We start from the raw sequence: 16,405 nt of genomic DNA, 5'->3' as shown, positions 1-16,405 counted from the left end.
GATTGCGCTTCGCTCCATCCGGGCTACGGTTCGCTCCTTCCTCCGATGGCAATCAACCGCGAGATGCGGTTAGATGGCCGCGACAGGCCGGAGAACAGATATGACAGAATCCAGCAGCGAGCCGAAAAGCGCAACGCCGTCCGTCATCGCGCAACACGAGGCCATGCTGAACGCGCTGCCGTTCTCCGACACGCGGGATTTCGACGATGCGGCGCGCGGCTTTCTCGGCACGATCGAGAACGCGACGGTCACACATCCGCAGGGGCGGACGGTCTGGAGCCTTGCGCCCTATGGCTTCCTCGCCGAGCAAGAAGCGCCGCCCACAGTCAATCCGAGCCTGTGGCGGCAGTCGCGGCTCAACATGCATCACGGCCTGTTCGAGGTCGTGCCGGGCGTCTATCAGGTGCGCGGGCTCGACATCGCCAACATGACGCTGATCGAGGGCGACAGCGGCGTCATCGTCGTGGATACCCTGACCTCGATCGAGGGCGCGCGCGCCGCGCTCGATCTTTACTTCAGGCATCGTGGCAAGCGCCCGGTCGCGGCCGTCATCTTCACGCACACCCACACCGATCATTGGGGCGGCGCGCGCGGCGTGCTGGAGGAGGATGCGCTGGCGACTAGCCGCGTGCCGATCATCGCGCCGAACCTGTTCATGGAGCACGCCGTCTCCGAGAATATCATCGCGGGACCGGCGATGCTGCGCCGGGCGCAGTACCAGTTCGGCCCGTTCCTCGCCAAGGGCGCGCGCGGGCAGGTGGATTGCGGCCTCGGCAAGTCGATGGCGGCAGGCTCGGTCGCGCTGCTGCGCCCGACCGATTTGATCATTGCCACCGGCGAGAGGCGCGTCATCGACGGCGTCGAGTTCGAATTCCAGATGGCGCCCAACAGCGAAGCACCGGCGGAGATGCATTTCTTCGTCCCGCGCTACAAGCTTCTGAACCTCGCCGAGAACTGCACCCACAATTTCCACAATCTGCTGCCGTTCCGCGGCGCCGACGTGCGCGACGCGCTGGCCTGGTCGAAATATCTGGGCGAGGCCCTGCTGCTCTGGGACGGCAAGGCCGAGGCGATGTGCGGCCAGCATCACTGGCCGGTGTGGGGGAGGGATCGGATCGGCACCATGATCCGGCAGCAGCGCGACCTCTACAAATTCGCGCACGACCAGACCATCCGCCTGATGAACCACGGCCTCACCGCCGCCGAGATCGCCGAGACGATCCAGCTGCCGAAGAGCCTGGAGGCCGCCTGGCACGGCCGCGGCTATTACGGCCACATCCGGCATAATGTGAAGGCGATCTACCAGAAATATCTCGGCTGGTACGACGCCAATCCGGTCAATCTCGACCCGCTGCCGCCAGTGGAGTCAGGCAGGAAGTATGTCGAGTACATGGGTGGCGCAGATGCCATTCTGGCGCGGGCGCGGACGGATTTCGACAAGGGCGAGTTTCGCTTCGTCGCGCAGGCGCTCGGCCATCTCGTCTTCGCCGAGCCGGACAATCAGGCGGCGCGCGCGTTGCTGGCGGATACGCTCGAGCAGCTCGGTTATGCCGCCGAAAGCGCGACCTGGCGCAACGCCTATCTGTTCGGCGCCCAGGAATTGCGCCAGGGCATGCCGAAGGTGTCGGCGCGCCCGCCGATGCCGCGCGAGACGCTGGCCGCATTGCGCACCTCGCAGCTCTGGGACGTGCTCGGCATTCGCCTCAACGGCCCGAAAGCGGAAGGCAAGCACATCGTGCTGAACTGGCGTTTTTCCGACACCGGCGAGACCTTCGTTCTCAATTTGGAGAACTCTGCGCTGACCTACACCGAGGGCGCGCAGGCGGACGGCGCCGATGCCAGCTTCACGCTGGCGCGCTCGACGCTCGACGAAGTCATCGCGAAACAGACCAGCTTTCCGGAGGCGGTCGCCGCCGGCAAGATCAAGCTATCAGGTAATCCGATGCGGCTCGCCGAACTGATGGGCCTGATGGACGAATTCCCGCGCATGTTCGAGATCGTCGAGCCGAAGCGGACGGGCGTGGTGTAGGGCGCCGTTGACGACTTCTTCCCTTCTCCCCTTGTGGGAGAAGGTGGCGCGAAGCGCCGGATGAGGGGTCTCTCTCCGCGAAGAGCCTTTGGATGTGGAGGCAACCCCTCACCCAAACGAGTTTGTGGCCCGGTTCTCGCAGCCCTCTCCCACAAGGGGAGAGGGCACATCGATTGGCAGCGGCGTAGAAGGCCTACTCCGCGCTGCTCACCAGCTTGATCCGCGGTGCTTGTTCCTCGGTCAGGCTGCGATAGGCGGCGAGATAGTCCAGTGCCATGCGCCGCGCCGTGAAGCGCGTCTCGAACTGCTTGCGGATCGCGGCGCGGTCGAGCTGCGGCAGGCGCTTGATCACCCCTGCCGCGCTGATGACGTCCTCGACCACGAAGCCGGTCAGGCCTTCGTCGATGATCTCCGGCGCCGAGCCGCGGTTGAAGGCGACGACCGGCGTTCCGCAGGCCATGGCTTCGATCATCACGAGACCGAACGGCTCTGGCCAGTCGATCGGCAGCAAGAGGCCGAGCGCGCCGCTCAGGAAGTCCGATTTCTCGTGATCGCTGATCTCGCCGATGAACTCCACCAGAGGATTGTTCTCGATCATCGGCCGGATCAGCTCATCATAGTAATCCTGGTCGGCGCGATCGACCTTGGCGGCGATCTTTAGCGGGATGCCGCAATGGGTCGCGATCTTGATGGCGCGGTCGACGCCTTTCTCCGGCGCGATGCGGCCGAGCACGGCGAGATACTCTTGGCGAGTCGGCTTCGGCGTCAGCAGATTCTCCGGCAGGCCGTGGTGGATCGTCGTCACCCAGTTTGCCTGCGGCACCGGTCGCCGCTGCGCATTGGAGATCGAAATGACGGGCATCTTGGTGAAGGTGTTGAAGACCGGCTGATGCTCCGGCAGGTCCAGTCGGCCATGCAGCGTGGTCACGAACGGCGTCGGCTGCCGGTGGAACAGCGACCACGGATAATAATCCAGATGGAAGTGGAGGAAGTCGAACTCCTCATCGTCACATTTCTGCCGCACCCGCTCCAGGAGCACCATGTGCAGCGCATTGGGATCGCGCACGGAACCGTCGAGACGGAGTGCCCGCGGCCATAATGCATCCAGCTTTGCCGAGGTTTGCGAGTCGCCGCTGGCGAACAGCGTCACATCGTGTCCAAGGGCCACCAGCTCTTCCGTCAACCAATGCACCACCCGCTCGGTGCCGCCATACAGCTTGGGTGGAACAGCCTCCGTCAACGGAGCAACCTGCGCGATGCGCATCTCACCATCTCCTTTGTGCGATCATGATCGAAGAGCCCCCGCCAGTACGGCACCGGCAATGCCAGACAAGGGAACGTTCCCGCACTTGCGAAGTTCCTTCCTCCAAACGTTACATATTCGACACGTGCGGGGCCGTCTCGATGCTGCCATCACATCTTCTCAGATCGTCCGCATCCGCATGTCGTGATCGCCCCGCCCGGGAACCGAGGCGAAGCGGTCGATGTTCAGTTCGATCGGTAAACAACATCCGAAAATCATCACGACGGGGTCGGTAGCCATATGGATCAGCTTTCTGGATACGCGCGCAGGCCATTTGCCTTTGTCCTGCGCTATCTCCGGCGTCGTCTTGCGTCGCATCTGGTGATCCTGACCGCCGTCGTGGCAGCCGTTGCCTGCTCCGTGGGCACGCAGTATGGCGTCAAATCCCTGGTCGACAGTCTGTCCGCCGGACCATCACATGGTGGCAGCGTATGGCTGGCATTCATTTTACTCATGTCGCTGATCGCCGCCGACAACTTCCTGTGGCGGATCGCGAGCTGGACCGCGAGCTTCACCTTCGTCCGGGTCACGGGTGATTTACGCCGTGACATATTTCGTCATCTGACCGGTCACGCGCCGAGCTACTTCTCCGATCGCATGCCGGGCATGCTGACAAGCCGCATCACGGCGACCTCGAACGCGGTGTTTACGGTCGAGAACATGTTCGTCTGGAACGTGCTGCCGCCCTGTATTGCCACAGTTGCGGCAATCATGCTGATTGGAACCGTGAGTCCCTATATGGCGCTCGGCCTGATCGTGATCGCCGGTGGCATGGTGATCGCGATGTTCCACCTGGCCGCCGCCGGCAAGCCGCTGCATGACGATTTCGCCGACAAGGCGGCCGTGGTCGACGGCGAGATGATCGACGTGATCAGCAACATGCCGCTGGTGCGCGCTTTCTGCGGCATCAGCCACGAGCATGAGCGCTTCGATGCGACGGTGAACCGGGAGCTCACCGCGCGCGGCCGCAGCCTGCGCTATCTGGAGAAGCTGCGGCTCACGCATGCCGGCGTGACCGTCGTGCTGACGGTGGCGCTGATGGCCTGGGCGATCACGTTGTGGCAGCGGGGTGAGGCGACCACCGGCGACGTCGTGCTGGTCTGCACCCTCGGCCTATCCATTCTCAATGCCACGCGCGACCTCGCGGTGGCGCTGGTCGACGTCACTCAGCACGTCGCGCGGCTGACCGAGGCGATCGCCACGCTGCTGGTGCCGCACGAACTGCGCGATCACCCCGAGGCCGAGCCCCTCGTCAAGAGCGGCGCCGCGATCGCGTACAACAACGTCACCTTCGGCTATCCCGGCGGCGAGAAGATCTTTGAGCGGTTCAGCCTGCGCTTGCAGCCCGGCCAGCGCGTCGGTCTGGTCGGCCAGTCCGGCGGCGGCAAATCGACGCTGTTCACGCTGCTCCAGCGCTTCTACGATACCGACGAGGGCAGCATCACCATCGACGGACAGGACATCTCGAAGGTGACGCAGCTGAGCCTGCGCGAGGCGATCTCGGTCGTGCCGCAGGATATCTCCTTGTTTCATCGTTCCATCCGCGAGAATATCCGCTATGGTCGCCCGAACGCGACCGATGACGAGGTGCTGCGCGCGGCGATCGCGGCGCGCTGCGATTTCGTCGAGAGTCTGCCCGACGGCCTCGACACCATGGTCGGCGACCGCGGTGTGAAGATGTCGGGCGGCCAGCGCCAACGCATCGCGATTGCGCGCGCCTTCCTCAAAGACGCGCCGATCCTGCTGCTCGACGAGGCGACCGCAGCGCTTGACAGCGAATCCGAGGAGGCGATCCGCGAGGCGCTGTCGCGGCTGATGCGCGGCCGCACGGTGATTGCGATCGCGCACCGCCTGGCGACGCTGCGCAATTTTGATCGCGTGGTGGTGCTCAAGGCCGGTAAGATCATCGAGGACGGCGCGCCCGACCGGCTGATGCAGGCTCACGGTCCCTACCGTGAGCTGGTGACGCAGGAGATGAGCCGGCTCTCGAAGTTCGCCGCGTAGATCCAGCAGTCGCGTTCGTTGGTTGCGTTTCGAATCAAGGCGCAGGGGAGCAGCTCATGGCAGCCGAAACCGTAACCCAGATCATTTCGATATCGCAGGCGGCGGAAGCCGTCGCGGAGCAGACGTTCTACATTCCGATGACGGGACCCGCCGCCCGGCCGCGGCGGTCCCTCAAGCACGACGACACCTTCATCGTGCTCGACAGCCACGGCGACATCGGCGCTTCGGCGGGCGGGCCGGACGGGCTGTTTCACCACGACACGCGCTATCTGGCGCGGCTGGAGCTCGTGCTCGACGATCTCCAGCCGCTGCTGCTCGGCTCGAATCTGCGCGACGACAATTCGGCGTTGACAGTCGATCTGACCAATCCCGACATATACCGTCAGGGCCGCCTCGTGTTCCAAAAGGATCTGCTGCACATCGTGCGCACGATCTTCCTGTGGCGCGGTGCCGCCTATCAACGCATCGGCGTGCAGAACCACGGCGATGCGCGCGCCAGCTTCGAGTTGACGCTGCTGTTCGACAACGACTTCGCCGACCTGTTCGAGGTCCGCGGCGAGCGGCGCCCGCGCCGCGGGACGGGCACGAGCCGGCTGCTCGGCCCGACCGACGTGCTGTTCGGGTATCGCGGCCTCGACGACGCCGAGCGCACCACCGGCCTGCATTTCGACCCGCGCCCGACGCGGCTGTCGGTCAATGCCGCGACATGGCAGCTCGAGCTCGACCCGCACGAGGCCAGATCGCTGTTCGTCGCCGTCTCCTGCAACCGACCGGTGACGGAAAAGCCGGCGCGGTTCTTCCAGGGCCTCCTGGCGCACCGCCGCGAGATGCGGCAGTCGACCATGGGCGCCGCCAGCATCGAGACCTCCAACAACATCTTCAACGAGGTGCTGTGCCAGGCCATGGCCGACCTCAACATGCTGATGACGGAGACCCCGCAGGGCCGTTATCCCTATGCCGGCATACCCTGGTACTCGACGACGTTCGGCCGCGACGGCCTGATCACTGCGCTACAGATGCTCTGGATCGATCCGCGCGTCGCCAAGGGCGTGCTCAGACGGCTCGCGCATTTCCAGGCGAAGGCGATCGATCCGCTCGCCGACGCCGCGCCCGGAAAGATCCTGCACGAGATGCGCGGCGGCGAGATGGCGGCGCTGGGCGAGGTGCCGTTCTCCCAATATTACGGCAGCGTCGATTCGACCGCGCTGTTCGTCCTGCTCGCCGGAAGCTATTTCGAGCGCACTGGAGACGAGGCCACGTTGATCGAGCTGTGGCCGGCGATCGAGGCGGGGCTCGCCTGGATCGACGGTCCTGGCGATCCCGATCAGGACGGCTTCGTCGAATACCAGCGCGCGACGGAAAAGGGGCTGGCCAACCAGGGCTGGAAGGATTCCTACGACGCGATCTTCCATGCCGACGGCCAGCTCGCGGAAGGCAACATCGCGCTCGCCGAGGTCCAGGGCTACGTCTACGCGGCCAAGCAGCTCGCCGCGCGCTGCGCGCTGCGGCTCGGCAAGCCGGACCGCGTGCGCCAGCTCGAGGCCGAAGCCAAGGCGCTGGCCGAGCGCTTCGAGAAGGCGTTCTGGTGCGAGGAGCTCGGCACCTATGCGCTCGCCCTCGACGGCAGGAAGCGCCCCTGCAAGGTGCGGACCTCGAATGCCGGGCAGGTGCTGTTCAGCGGCATGATCCGCGAGGATCGCGCCCGTCTCGTCGCCGCCGATCTGATGCGGCCGCATTTCTATTCGGGCTGGGGCATCCGCACCGTCGCGCAAGGCGAGGTGCGCTACAACCCGATGTCCTATCATGACGGCTCGATCTGGCCGCACGACAACGCGCTGATCGCGCTCGGGCTCGCGCGCTACGGCCTCAAACATTCGGTGGCACATGTCTTCAAGGGGCTGTTCGACGCGGCGACCTACATGGACCTGCGCCGGCTGCCCGAATTGTTCTGCGGTTTCCGGCGCGAGAAGCGGCGCGGCCCGACGCTCTATCCGGTCGCCTGCGCGCCGCAGGCCTGGGCCAGCGCGACGCCGTTCACGCTGCTGGAGGCGGCGCTGGGCATCGAGTTCGACGTGGCACGCTGTGAGATTCGCCTGCGCAATCCGCATCTGCCGACGTTTCTGAACGAGGTGATCCTGCGCGATCTGCGTCTGGGCGGGTCCAGCGTGGATCTGCGCGTCAGCCGCCACGGCGACGACGTGGCGCTGGAGGTGTTGCGCACGCGCGGCCAGATCCAGGTCTCGATCGTGCTGGCGCGCTAGCGGCGCGCCGAGAGGAGGGTGCGATGCGTGCGATCGGAGCGCTAATCCTGGGCATAGCCATCGTCTCGGGCCTGGCGGTGGCGACCTCGCACGCCGCGGAAGATCAACCCGCGGGCGCGAGCGAAGCGAATGCGCCGGCGACGGCACAGCCGCCGGCCTCGACCGTTCCGGTCACCCCCAAGGATGCCGCCCCGCCGCCCTCGGTGACCATCATCGGCGCAAGCGAGGCGCATGGCGTCCTCGGCCGCGACGTGCGCAGCGCCGCCGGTGAAGACATGGGCCGCATCGTCGACGTCATCGTCGATCGCACCGGTCATGTGCGCGCGGCGGCGATCGATTTCGGCGGCTTCCTCGGCGTCGGCAGCCGCAAGATCGTGGTGGACTGGAACGCGCTGCGTTTCGGCAAGATCGCCAACAAGAAGGACAGCATCACGCTGGAATTGACCAAGGCGCAGGTCGCGGCCGCGCCGGAATACAAGGAAGACACGCCGATCGTCGTGCTCGGCGCGTCCGGCAGCCTTCAGCCGCTGCAAGCGATTCAGTGAGGTGCCCGGAGGGCTGACCGCCTGTGCTGTTGTCGAGGAAGCCGAAACATGCAGATCGCGACGGCCGCGTTGAGCAGAACAACGTCGCCGCGCCGCCGGCTGCAGGCCTTCCGGCACCGTCGCGCCAGAGCCTGCGCGGGCTCGACTGGTTCATCTTCTTCCTCGCTGATGTGCAGACCGGATTCGGTCCGTTCATCGCGGTTTATCTGACGACGCAGAAATGGACCCAGGTCGAGATCGGCCTCGTGCTGTCGATCGGCGGCATCGTCGCCCTGATCGGGCAGATGCCGGGCGGCGCGATCATCGATGCGGCCAAATCGGAACGGCTGGTGGCCGCCCTTGCGATTGCCACCATCGGCTGCTGCGCGCTTGCCTACGCCGCGATGCCGATCTTCCCCGTCGTGGTGACCGCCGCCACCCTGCATGCGATGGCGAGTTGCGTGCTGGGGCCGGCGATTGCGGCGATCAGCCTCGGCCTCGTCGGCCCGATCGCGATCGGCGAGCGTCTCGGCCGCAATGCGCGCTTTGCCTCGCTCGGCAACGGCGTTGCGGCGGCGGTGATGGGCACCGCCGGTTACCTGCTGTCGAGCCGCTCGGTCTTCCTGGTCACCTTCCTGCTCGCGATCCCGACCCTGATCGCGCTTTCGCGCATCCGCGAGCACGAGGTCGACATTAGACGCTGTCACGGCGAGATGCCGCCTGAAGCCGCGGATCGCGGCGACACCAATGTCTGGCACCTGATCCGGCAGCGTCCGCTGATCGTGTTCGCGCTGAGCGTGCTCTTGTTGCAGCTCGCGAATGCCGCGATGATGCCGTTGATGGCGAGCGCGGTGACGGCGCGGTCGAGCCAGTGGGCGACGGTGCTTGTCGCCTTTTGCATCGTCGTTCCGCAAGCGATCGTGGCGCTGCTGTCGCCGAGCATTGGACGCAAGGCGCAACTCTGGGGCCGGCGGCCGCTGCTCCTGATCGGATTCGGCGCGCTGACGATTCGCGGCCTGTTGTTCGCAACCGTGCGCGATCCCTATCTGCTCGTGCTGGTGCAGGTGTTCGACGGCCTCACCGCGGCCGTGTTCGCAGTGATGATTCCGCTGATCGTCGCCGACGTCGCATTCGGCAGCGGCCACTTCAACCTGGCGCAGGGCATCGTCGGCACGGCGACCGGCATCGGTGCGTCCTTGAGCACCGCGCTTGGCGGCTATGTCAGCGACAAGTTCGGCAACGCCACCGCCTTCATCGGACTGTCCGGCATCGCCGCCACGGGGCTTCTGCTGATTTTGTCGTGATGCCGGAGACGCGGCGCGCGGGTATGACCGCGACCAAAGAGATGGCCGACTGAACGAATTCAGCCGGCCAAGTAGGTGGGGACGAAAGAGAGATCAGGCGTCCAGATTGTGCAGGCGCTGGCGGTTGCGCAGCACGATTTGGCGGGCGCCGGAGAAGCCCAGGATGCCCTGGGTGTGAAGCTGCGACAGCGCTCGCGACACGGTCTCGAGCGTGAGGCCGAGATAGTCGCCGATGTCGCGGCGGCACATCGGCAGCGCCATCATGCCAGCAACGGCGAGGCGGCGGTCCATTTCGAGCAGGAAGGTCGCAACGCGCTCCATCGCGGTCTTGCGCCCCAGCAGCAGCATGTGGTCCTCGGCGTGGCGCAGCTCGGAAGCCGTCATGGCCCAGAGCTTGCGGGCGACCTGGACGTCGATGCCGGCGGCCTTCTCGAGGCTGGCGCGCTTCACGAGGCGCACGGTGGTGTCGATGATGGCTTCGGCGGCGAGGCGGTGAGTAGCGCCGGATTCGAGCCCGAACACGTCGCCGGGAAGATGGAAGGCACCGATCTGGCGGCGGCCGTCGGAGAGAAGCTTGTAGCTGCGCACCGCGCCGGTGATGACCTGATAGACATATTCGGCCGGCTCGTCCTCGCCATAGATCTCCTCGTCCTTGCGGTAGGAGAACTCCGTGGCGACGAGGCCGACATGGCCCGTGATCGCGCCGAACTGGTCGGTGACGGGATGGGCAGGAGCAATCTTGCCACCAATCTGGGTATTGATTGCCTTGGTGTTGATCGTCTGGGTCAGCATCTGCGCCATCTCCGTTGTGATGACGCATTGGTACGCGGTATCGGGGGCTTCGAAAATTTCGAGCGATATCTTAAGGGGGTTGCCTTACGTAGAATCCCGTAGGTCAGGCGTGGCGGTGGTCCTGGATGGCGCGGCGGATGCGCTTGAGCAGGTTTTCGTCGAGAAGCGGCTTCAGGACTACGTCTTTCACCCCGGCCGCGGCCGCCCGGGCCGAGATGTTCTCGTCCGGATAGCCGGTGATCAGGATCACGGGGGTCTCGCCGTCGGACTGGCGCAGCCGGCCGGCGAGCTCGATGCCGTTGATGTCGGGCATCTTGTAGTCGATCACGTAGCAGTCCGCGCCCGGAGCGCCGCTCGCGTTGAGCAGGGCCGTGCCGCTCCTGAAGGTCCGCACGGCAAAGCCGTCGGTCTCCAGCAGGAACCGCAGGGATCCCAGGACGGCGGCATCGTCGTCGACCACATAGACGGTGGGTCTTGTGGGAGACGACGGCCGCGCATGGTGTGAGCTGACCTCGATCATGCTGCTTGACTAGCACGGGTCTCGCCAAGGGCCTTGACCTGCCTCAAGGCTACCTGGCTCAATCGTTGAGCATGCCGGCGCGCATCGCCATGCGGACCAGCTCCGAGAGGCTGCCCGCCTGCATCTTGGTCATCACATTGGCCCGGTACACCTCGATGGTCCGCGGGCTGATGTCGTATTCGCGGGCGATCAGCTTGTTGGAAAGGCCCGCGATCAGTCCCTCCATGACCTGGCGCTCTCTCGGGCTCAAGGAGGCGACGCGGGCGGCGATGTCCTGCGAAATGGCCTCACTCTTGGCCGCCGGTTCGGCCTGGCGGATCGCCGTCTCGATCATGGTGATGAGACGATCGTCCTCGAAGGGTTTCTCCAGGAAGTCGACGGCCCCGAGCTTCATTGCCTCGACCGCGAGCGGCACGTCGCCATGCCCGGTCATGATCAGGATTGGAAACGGGCTGTTCTGCGCCTTCATGCGCTTCAGAAGCTCGATCCCGTCAAGGCCCGGCATGCGCACGTCGGAGACGACGCAGCCGAAGGCGAGGCCGGGCAGGGTGTCGATGAAATCTTTCGCATTGTCGAACAGCGTGACGCCGAAGCCGGAAGAATCCAGCAGGAAGTTCAGCGAGTCCCGCATCGCAGCGTCGTCGTCGATGACGTAGACATGTCCCTTGTTGGTCATGAATCAGTTCTCGTCGGCTGCTGGCAAGGTGAAGCGGAATGTCGCCCCGCCCGATGCGTTGCTCTCGGCCCACATGCGGCCGCCGTGAGCCTCGATGATCGAACGGCTGATCGACAGCCCTACGCCCATGCCGGTTTCCTTGGTGGTGAAGAAAGTTTGAAACAGGTTTGGAATGACGTCGTCCTGGAAGCCGGAGCCGGTGTCGGAAACCTCGACCTCGATCATGTCGTCGGCAACCGGCTTGTTGGCCACCACGAGCTCTCGCTGCGGCGACTGCGCCATCGCTTCCAGCGCGTTGCGGAACAGGTTGACCAAGACCTGCTGGACCTGCACGCGGTCGGCCAACACGAGGTCCGCCTTCGGATCGAGATTGAAGCGGAGCTGGACATTCTGCTCGCGCGCGCCGGCGAGCCCGAGCGCGCCGGCCTCCTCGATCAGCTTGGACAGGCTCTCAATCCGCTTTTCCGACTCGCCGCGGGAGACGAAGTCGCGCAAGCGGCGGATGATCTGGCCGGCGCGCAAGGCCTGCTCCGAGGCGCGGTCCAGCGCGCTTTCGATCTTCGTCGTATTCGGATCAACGCTGCCGGCAAGCAGACGCCGCGATCCCTTCATGTAGTTGCTGATCGCCGCCAGCGGCTGGTTGAGCTCGTGGGCGAGCGCCGAGGCCATTTCGCCCATCGCGGTCAGCCGCGAAACGTGGACGAGCTCCGACTGCAGCTGCTGAAGCCGCGCCTGGGTCTGCTGATGTTCGGTGAGATCGCGGACGAAGCCGGTGAAATAGAGCTCGCCGCCCCGTTGCGTCTGCCCGACGGAAAGGTGCATCGGGAACGTCGTGCCGTCGCGGCGCTTGCCGGTCACGATGCGGCCGATGCCGATGATGTGGGGATCGTTGGTCTTGAGGTAACGCACGATATAGCTGTCGTGACGCGATTGATCAGGCTCCGGCATCAGAATGCTGACGTTCCGACCAATGGCTTCCTGCCTGCTGTAGCCGAACAGCCGCTCCGCGGCGCTGCTGAAGAGCTGCATGATGCCGCGCGAATCGATCACGATCATCGCGTCCGGCACCGTTTCGAGAATCGAGCGAAGATGATTCTCCTGAGAGCGCAGGGCCTCTTCCAGATGTCTTTCCTCGTTGATGTCGAGGAATATCCCGCTGAGATGACGTGGCGAGCCCGAATCGTCTCGGATCACGCCGGCCCTGGCCCGGATCCATTGGCCCTTCCCCGAAGGACCGCCAACCTTGAAGGACACGTCGAATCCTGCGCCGTTCTCCGAGCTGCGCTCGATTCCCTGCAAGACGCGGTCCCGATCGCTGGGGGCCAGCAGCGACAGAAAGAGATCGTGGCTGACGGCATCATCCCCCGCGAGGCCAAACAGCCGCTTGGACATCTCGGACCATTCAAGGTCCCGAGTTCGCAAATCGAGATCCCAGGTGCCAACCCCAAATCCCTCGATGCGGAGCCGGAAATGCTCGCCCCGACCATCGTCCGCCGGATGGGTTACGCGGGTCGGCGCCAAACTTCACTCCTCGCTAAAGCGCGGTCGGCAGGATGCGCTTACCGCTCATGACAATGTCGCTCAAGGTTCGTTCGGAGGCAAGCCGGATTGAATTCATTGGCGGAATTCCTGCGACATGACGGCCGGCGATTTGATCTATCTCATCCTGCCTTGCGTCGGCGAGGCTAGATTTCGCGGCAGTTCATTGCCTGCCGGAGAATCCCGATGACATATGCGACCGTGATGGTCAGCCTCGCGCTCGATCAGTCCAACGAGGCGCGCCTTCAGGTCGCGGGCGAGCTCGCCGAGCGATTCGAGGCGGCCATCGTCGGCGTTGCCGCGGCTCAGTTCGCGCCGCCGCTTTATTTCGCCGACGGCGCCGAAGCACAAGTGCTGATCGAGGACGGCGAAGCGTCCGTCAAGCGGCGGCTCGCCGGTCTCGAGGCGCAGTTCCGCGCCGCCACCAGGAATCGCGGCGGACACGCAGAGTGGCGCAGCGCCATGGATTTTCCGATGCGTTTTGTCCTGGAGCAGGCGCGCTGCGCCGACATCGTCATCAGCGGCGGACAGAGCCCCGCCTTCTCTGACGCCTTTGCGCTCGCAAGCGCCAAGGACCTGGTGATGCAGGCTGGCAGGCCGCTTCTGGTCGTTCCCGATAACGCCAATTGGCTCGATCTGCGCAGCGTGCTGGTGGCGTGGAAGGACACGCCGGAGGCGCGGCGGGCAGTCGTCGACGCGCTGCCGATGCTGCGCAAGGCGAGGGACGTCACCATCGTCGAAATTCCGGAGCAGGGCGACAACCGCTCGGTCGTGATGGCCGGCGTCAGCGACGTGGCCGCCTGGCTCGCCCGTCACGGGGTCACCGCGACAGCGCGCGTCTCGGAGGCGGCGCGGAACGGAAGCGCTGCCGCGCAATTGGACAAGGTCGCCGGCGACGTTGGCGCCGGCCTGATCGTTGCGGGCGCCTATGGTCATTCGAGATTTCGTGAACTGATCCTGGGCGGCGTCACCCAGTATCTGGTCACACAATCTGCCCGCAGCGTGCTGCTGTCGCACTGAGGGCCGGCCGCCCGGCCAGTAGCGAATCGAGGAGGACGCGCCATGTACAGATTTCTCGAACAAACCGTCGACCGCTACATGACACGCAACGTCAAAACGGTGCAGCGCGACCGCGACTTGCTCGAGCTCAGCGAGATGTTCGAGACCGACGACTTCAACTCGTATCCGGTCGTGGATGACGGCCAGGTGGTCGGCATCGTCACCAAGTTCGACATCCTGAAGTGCTTCGCCTTCACGCCGAGCCAGATGCTGCCGCGCTATCCCGACTTGATGAGTCGCAAGATCGGCGACGTCATGACACCCGAGTTCATCTATGTCGGCCCCGAGACGCGGCTGACGCGCGTGCTCCAGATCATGGTCGAGCACCGCATCAGGAGCATCATCGTGCTCGACGGCGCGCAGAATCTGGCCGGAATCATCGCCCGCGAGGACGTCATCGCGGCGCTCAAGGCGACGGCGCGGGACTGACGCGATGCCTTTCCCCTTCTCCCCTTGTGGGAGAAGGTGGCGCGAAGCGCCGGATGAGGGGTATGTCTCCACAGAGACGCCGTTCCCCGCCGCACCAACCCCTCACCCAAGCGAGTTTGCCGCGCTGTCCTCGCTGCCCTCTCCCACAAGGGGAGAGGGCACTTTAACTGGCCGCACCGAAAAAATACGGAGGAACCCAGAAAATATTCGTCGGCTACGGCTAACCTCCAAGGCCATCTTGATTTCAATCAATTCCCCGCGAGGGTGAATGTGGTTTCTGGCGTCGTGTTCTTTCGAGAGAGAATCCGCATGAGCCAGCCCTCCATCTCCAAATCCATGACCATCGGCGAAAGCGGCCTGTCTGTCGTGTTTGCAGTCGCCGCCTTCCTCTGCGTGATCGCTGCGGCCAAGGCGCTCGATGCGCCCTTTGCCTTCCATGCTGCGCTCAGCGCTGCGGCGAGCCTGGCTGCGGTGTTCTTTATCGTGAATCGCTATTTCGAACGGCCGGCCACGCTGCCGCCGGCGGAGATCAATGGCCGGCCCAACTACAACATGGGGCCGATCAAGTTCACCGCCTTCATGGCGATGTTCTGGGGCATCGCGGGCTTCCTCGTCGGCCTCATCATCGCCTCGCAGCTGGCCTGGCCCGCGCTGAATTTCGACCTGCCCTGGACCAGCTTCGGCCGTCTGCGGCCGCTGCACACCTCCGCGGTGATCTTCGCCTTCGGCGGCAACGTGCTGATCGGCACGTCGTTCTACGTCGTGCAGAAGTCCTGCCGCGCGCGTCTGGCCGGCGATCTCGCGCCCTGGTTCGTCGTGATCGGCTACAACTTCTTCATCCTGATCGCCGGCACCGGCTATCTGCTCGGTGTCACCCAGTCGAAGGAATATGCCGAGCCGGAATGGTATGCCGACCTCTGGCTGACCATCGTCTGGGTCGCCTACCTGCTGGTCTTCCTCGCCACCATCTTCAAGCGCAAGGAGCCGCACATCTTCGTCGCGAACTGGTTCTATCTCGCCTTCATCGTGACGATCGCGGTGCTGCATCTCGGCAACAATCCGGCGCTCCCGGTCTCGGTGTTCGGCTCGAAGTCCTATGTCGCCTGGGGCGGCATCCAGGATGCCATGTTCCAATGGTGGTACGGCCATAACGCGGTCGGCTTCTTCCTGACCGCCGGCTTCCTCGCCATCATGTACTACTTCATTCCGAAGCGCGCCGAGCGGCCGGTCTATTCCTACCGGCTGTCGATCATCCACTTCTGGGCGCTGATCTTCCTCTACATCTGGGCAGGTCCCCACCACCTGCACTACACGGCGCTGCCGGACTGGACGCAGACGCTCGGCATGACCTTCTCGATCATGCTGTGGATGCCCTCCTGGGGTGGCATGATCAACGGCCTGATGACGCTGTCGGGCGCCTGGGACAAGCTGCGCACCGATCCCGTGCTGCGCATGCTCGTGGTCTCGGTCGCCTTCTACGGCATGTCGACCTTCGAAGGTCCGATGATGTCGATCAAGGTGGTCAATTCGCTCAGCCACTACACCGACTGGACCATCGGCCACGTGCATTCCGGCGCGCTCGGCTGGGTAGGCTTCGTCTCCTTCGGCGCGCTCTACTGCCTGGTGCCGTGGGCCTGGAATCGCAAGGGCCTCTACAGCCTGAAGCTCGTCAACTGGCACTTCTGGATCGCCACCCTCGGCATCGTTCTCTACATCTCGGCGATGTGGGTGTCCGGCATCCTCCAGGGCCTGATGTGGCGCGCCTACACCTCGCTCGGCTTCCTCGAATATTCCTTCATCGAAACCGTCGAGGCGATGCATCCCTTCTACATCATCCGCGCCGCCGGCGGCGGCCTGTTCCTGATCGGTGCGCTGATCATGGCCTACAATCTCTGGATGACCGTCCGCGTCGGCGAGCAGGAAGTCCAGATGCCCGTCGCTCTTCAGCCGGCGGAATGAGGAGCT

The 16,405-nt window shown here is 64.7% G+C and carries 13 protein-coding genes and 1 pseudogene; 8 read left to right on the top strand and 6 right to left on the bottom strand.

Annotated features, from left to right (window positions below; translation table 11 throughout):
• The first annotated feature begins 100 nt into the window (after positions 1–100).
• Positions 101–2,029 (top strand): alkyl/aryl-sulfatase, encoded by a 1,929-nt coding sequence (locus ACNJX8_RS29430; protein ID WP_439357620.1) that lies wholly within the window; start codon positions 101–103, stop codon positions 2,027–2,029.
• 193 nt (positions 2,030–2,222) lie between these two features.
• Here ACNJX8_RS29430 and ACNJX8_RS29425 read toward each other — a convergent pair whose 3' ends face one another.
• Together ACNJX8_RS29425 and ACNJX8_RS29420 are read right to left on the bottom strand one after the other, a co-directional pair.
• Positions 2,223–3,293, bottom strand: coding sequence for a glycosyltransferase family 4 protein (locus ACNJX8_RS29425; RefSeq protein WP_249760393.1), 1,071 nt, complete (start codon positions 3,291–3,293; stop codon positions 2,223–2,225).
• 159 nt (positions 3,294–3,452) lie between these two features.
• Positions 3,453–3,650 carry a hypothetical protein gene (locus tag ACNJX8_RS29420; RefSeq protein ID WP_164934623.1) on the bottom strand — a complete coding sequence of 66 codons (198 nt, stop codon included), beginning with the start codon at positions 3,648–3,650 and terminating at the stop codon, positions 3,453–3,455.
• Here ACNJX8_RS29420 and ACNJX8_RS29415 point away from each other — a divergent pair.
• The 4 genes and pseudogenes from ACNJX8_RS29415 (at position 3,573) to ACNJX8_RS29400 (ending at position 9,478) form a co-directional block, all read left to right on the top strand.
• Positions 3,573–5,336 (top strand): ABC transporter ATP-binding protein, encoded by a 1,764-nt coding sequence (locus ACNJX8_RS29415; protein WP_128935221.1) that lies wholly within the window; start codon positions 3,573–3,575, stop codon positions 5,334–5,336. The two genes, ACNJX8_RS29420 and ACNJX8_RS29415, sit on opposite strands and share 78 nt — an antisense overlap.
• A 56-nt stretch (positions 5,337–5,392) precedes the next feature.
• On the top strand, positions 5,393–7,597 hold the full coding sequence (locus tag ACNJX8_RS29410) for an amylo-alpha-1,6-glucosidase (RefSeq protein ID WP_128935220.1): 2,205 nt from the start codon (positions 5,393–5,395) through the stop codon (positions 7,595–7,597).
• 23 nt (positions 7,598–7,620) lie between these two features.
• A complete protein-coding gene (locus tag ACNJX8_RS29405) occupies positions 7,621–8,142 on the top strand; it encodes a PRC-barrel domain-containing protein (RefSeq protein WP_164934638.1) in 522 nt (173 codons plus the stop codon).
• A gap of 23 nt (positions 8,143–8,165) precedes the next feature.
• A pseudogene (locus ACNJX8_RS29400) lies at positions 8,166–9,478 on the top strand (MFS transporter).
• Positions 9,479–9,518: 40 nt separating this feature from the next.
• Here the strand turns inward: ACNJX8_RS29400 and ACNJX8_RS29395 are convergent.
• The 4 genes from ACNJX8_RS29395 to fixL form a co-directional block, all read right to left on the bottom strand.
• Entirely contained in the window at positions 9,519–10,217 is a 699-nt protein-coding gene (locus ACNJX8_RS29395) for a helix-turn-helix domain-containing protein (RefSeq protein WP_164934639.1), read from the bottom strand.
• Positions 10,218–10,320: 103 nt separating this feature from the next.
• Positions 10,321–10,737, bottom strand: coding sequence for a response regulator transcription factor (locus ACNJX8_RS29390; RefSeq protein ID WP_439357618.1), 417 nt, complete (start codon positions 10,735–10,737; stop codon positions 10,321–10,323).
• A 58-nt stretch (positions 10,738–10,795) separates the two neighbouring features.
• Positions 10,796–11,413, bottom strand: a complete 618-nt coding sequence (fixJ, locus tag ACNJX8_RS29385; RefSeq protein ID WP_128939628.1) for a response regulator FixJ — start codon at positions 11,411–11,413, stop codon at positions 10,796–10,798.
• A gap of 3 nt (positions 11,414–11,416) precedes the next feature.
• Positions 11,417–12,934, bottom strand: a complete 1,518-nt coding sequence (gene fixL, locus ACNJX8_RS29380; RefSeq protein WP_128943991.1) for a sensor protein FixL — start codon at positions 12,932–12,934, stop codon at positions 11,417–11,419.
• Positions 12,935–13,138: 204 nt separating this feature from the next.
• On the opposite strand from fixL, the gene ACNJX8_RS29375 reads away from it, so the two are divergent.
• From ACNJX8_RS29375 to ccoN, 3 genes are all read left to right on the top strand, one after another.
• Positions 13,139–13,972, top strand: a complete 834-nt coding sequence (locus ACNJX8_RS29375; protein ID WP_439357617.1) for a universal stress protein — start codon at positions 13,139–13,141, stop codon at positions 13,970–13,972.
• A 42-nt stretch (positions 13,973–14,014) separates the two neighbouring features.
• Positions 14,015–14,440 carry a CBS domain-containing protein gene (locus ACNJX8_RS29370; protein ID WP_091892710.1) on the top strand — a complete coding sequence of 142 codons (426 nt, stop codon included), beginning with the start codon at positions 14,015–14,017 and terminating at the stop codon, positions 14,438–14,440.
• Between the two features lie 309 nt (positions 14,441–14,749).
• A complete protein-coding gene (gene ccoN / locus ACNJX8_RS29365; protein WP_128935213.1) occupies positions 14,750–16,399 on the top strand; it encodes a cytochrome-c oxidase, cbb3-type subunit I in 1,650 nt (549 codons plus the stop codon).
• The last annotated feature ends 6 nt before the right edge of the window (positions 16,400–16,405 follow it).

Source organism: Bradyrhizobium sp. SPXBL-04 (genome assembly GCF_051853035.1).
Lineage (GTDB): Bacteria > Pseudomonadota > Alphaproteobacteria > Rhizobiales > Xanthobacteraceae > Bradyrhizobium > Bradyrhizobium zhanjiangense.
This window is presented reverse-complemented; position numbering and strand designations above follow the sequence as displayed.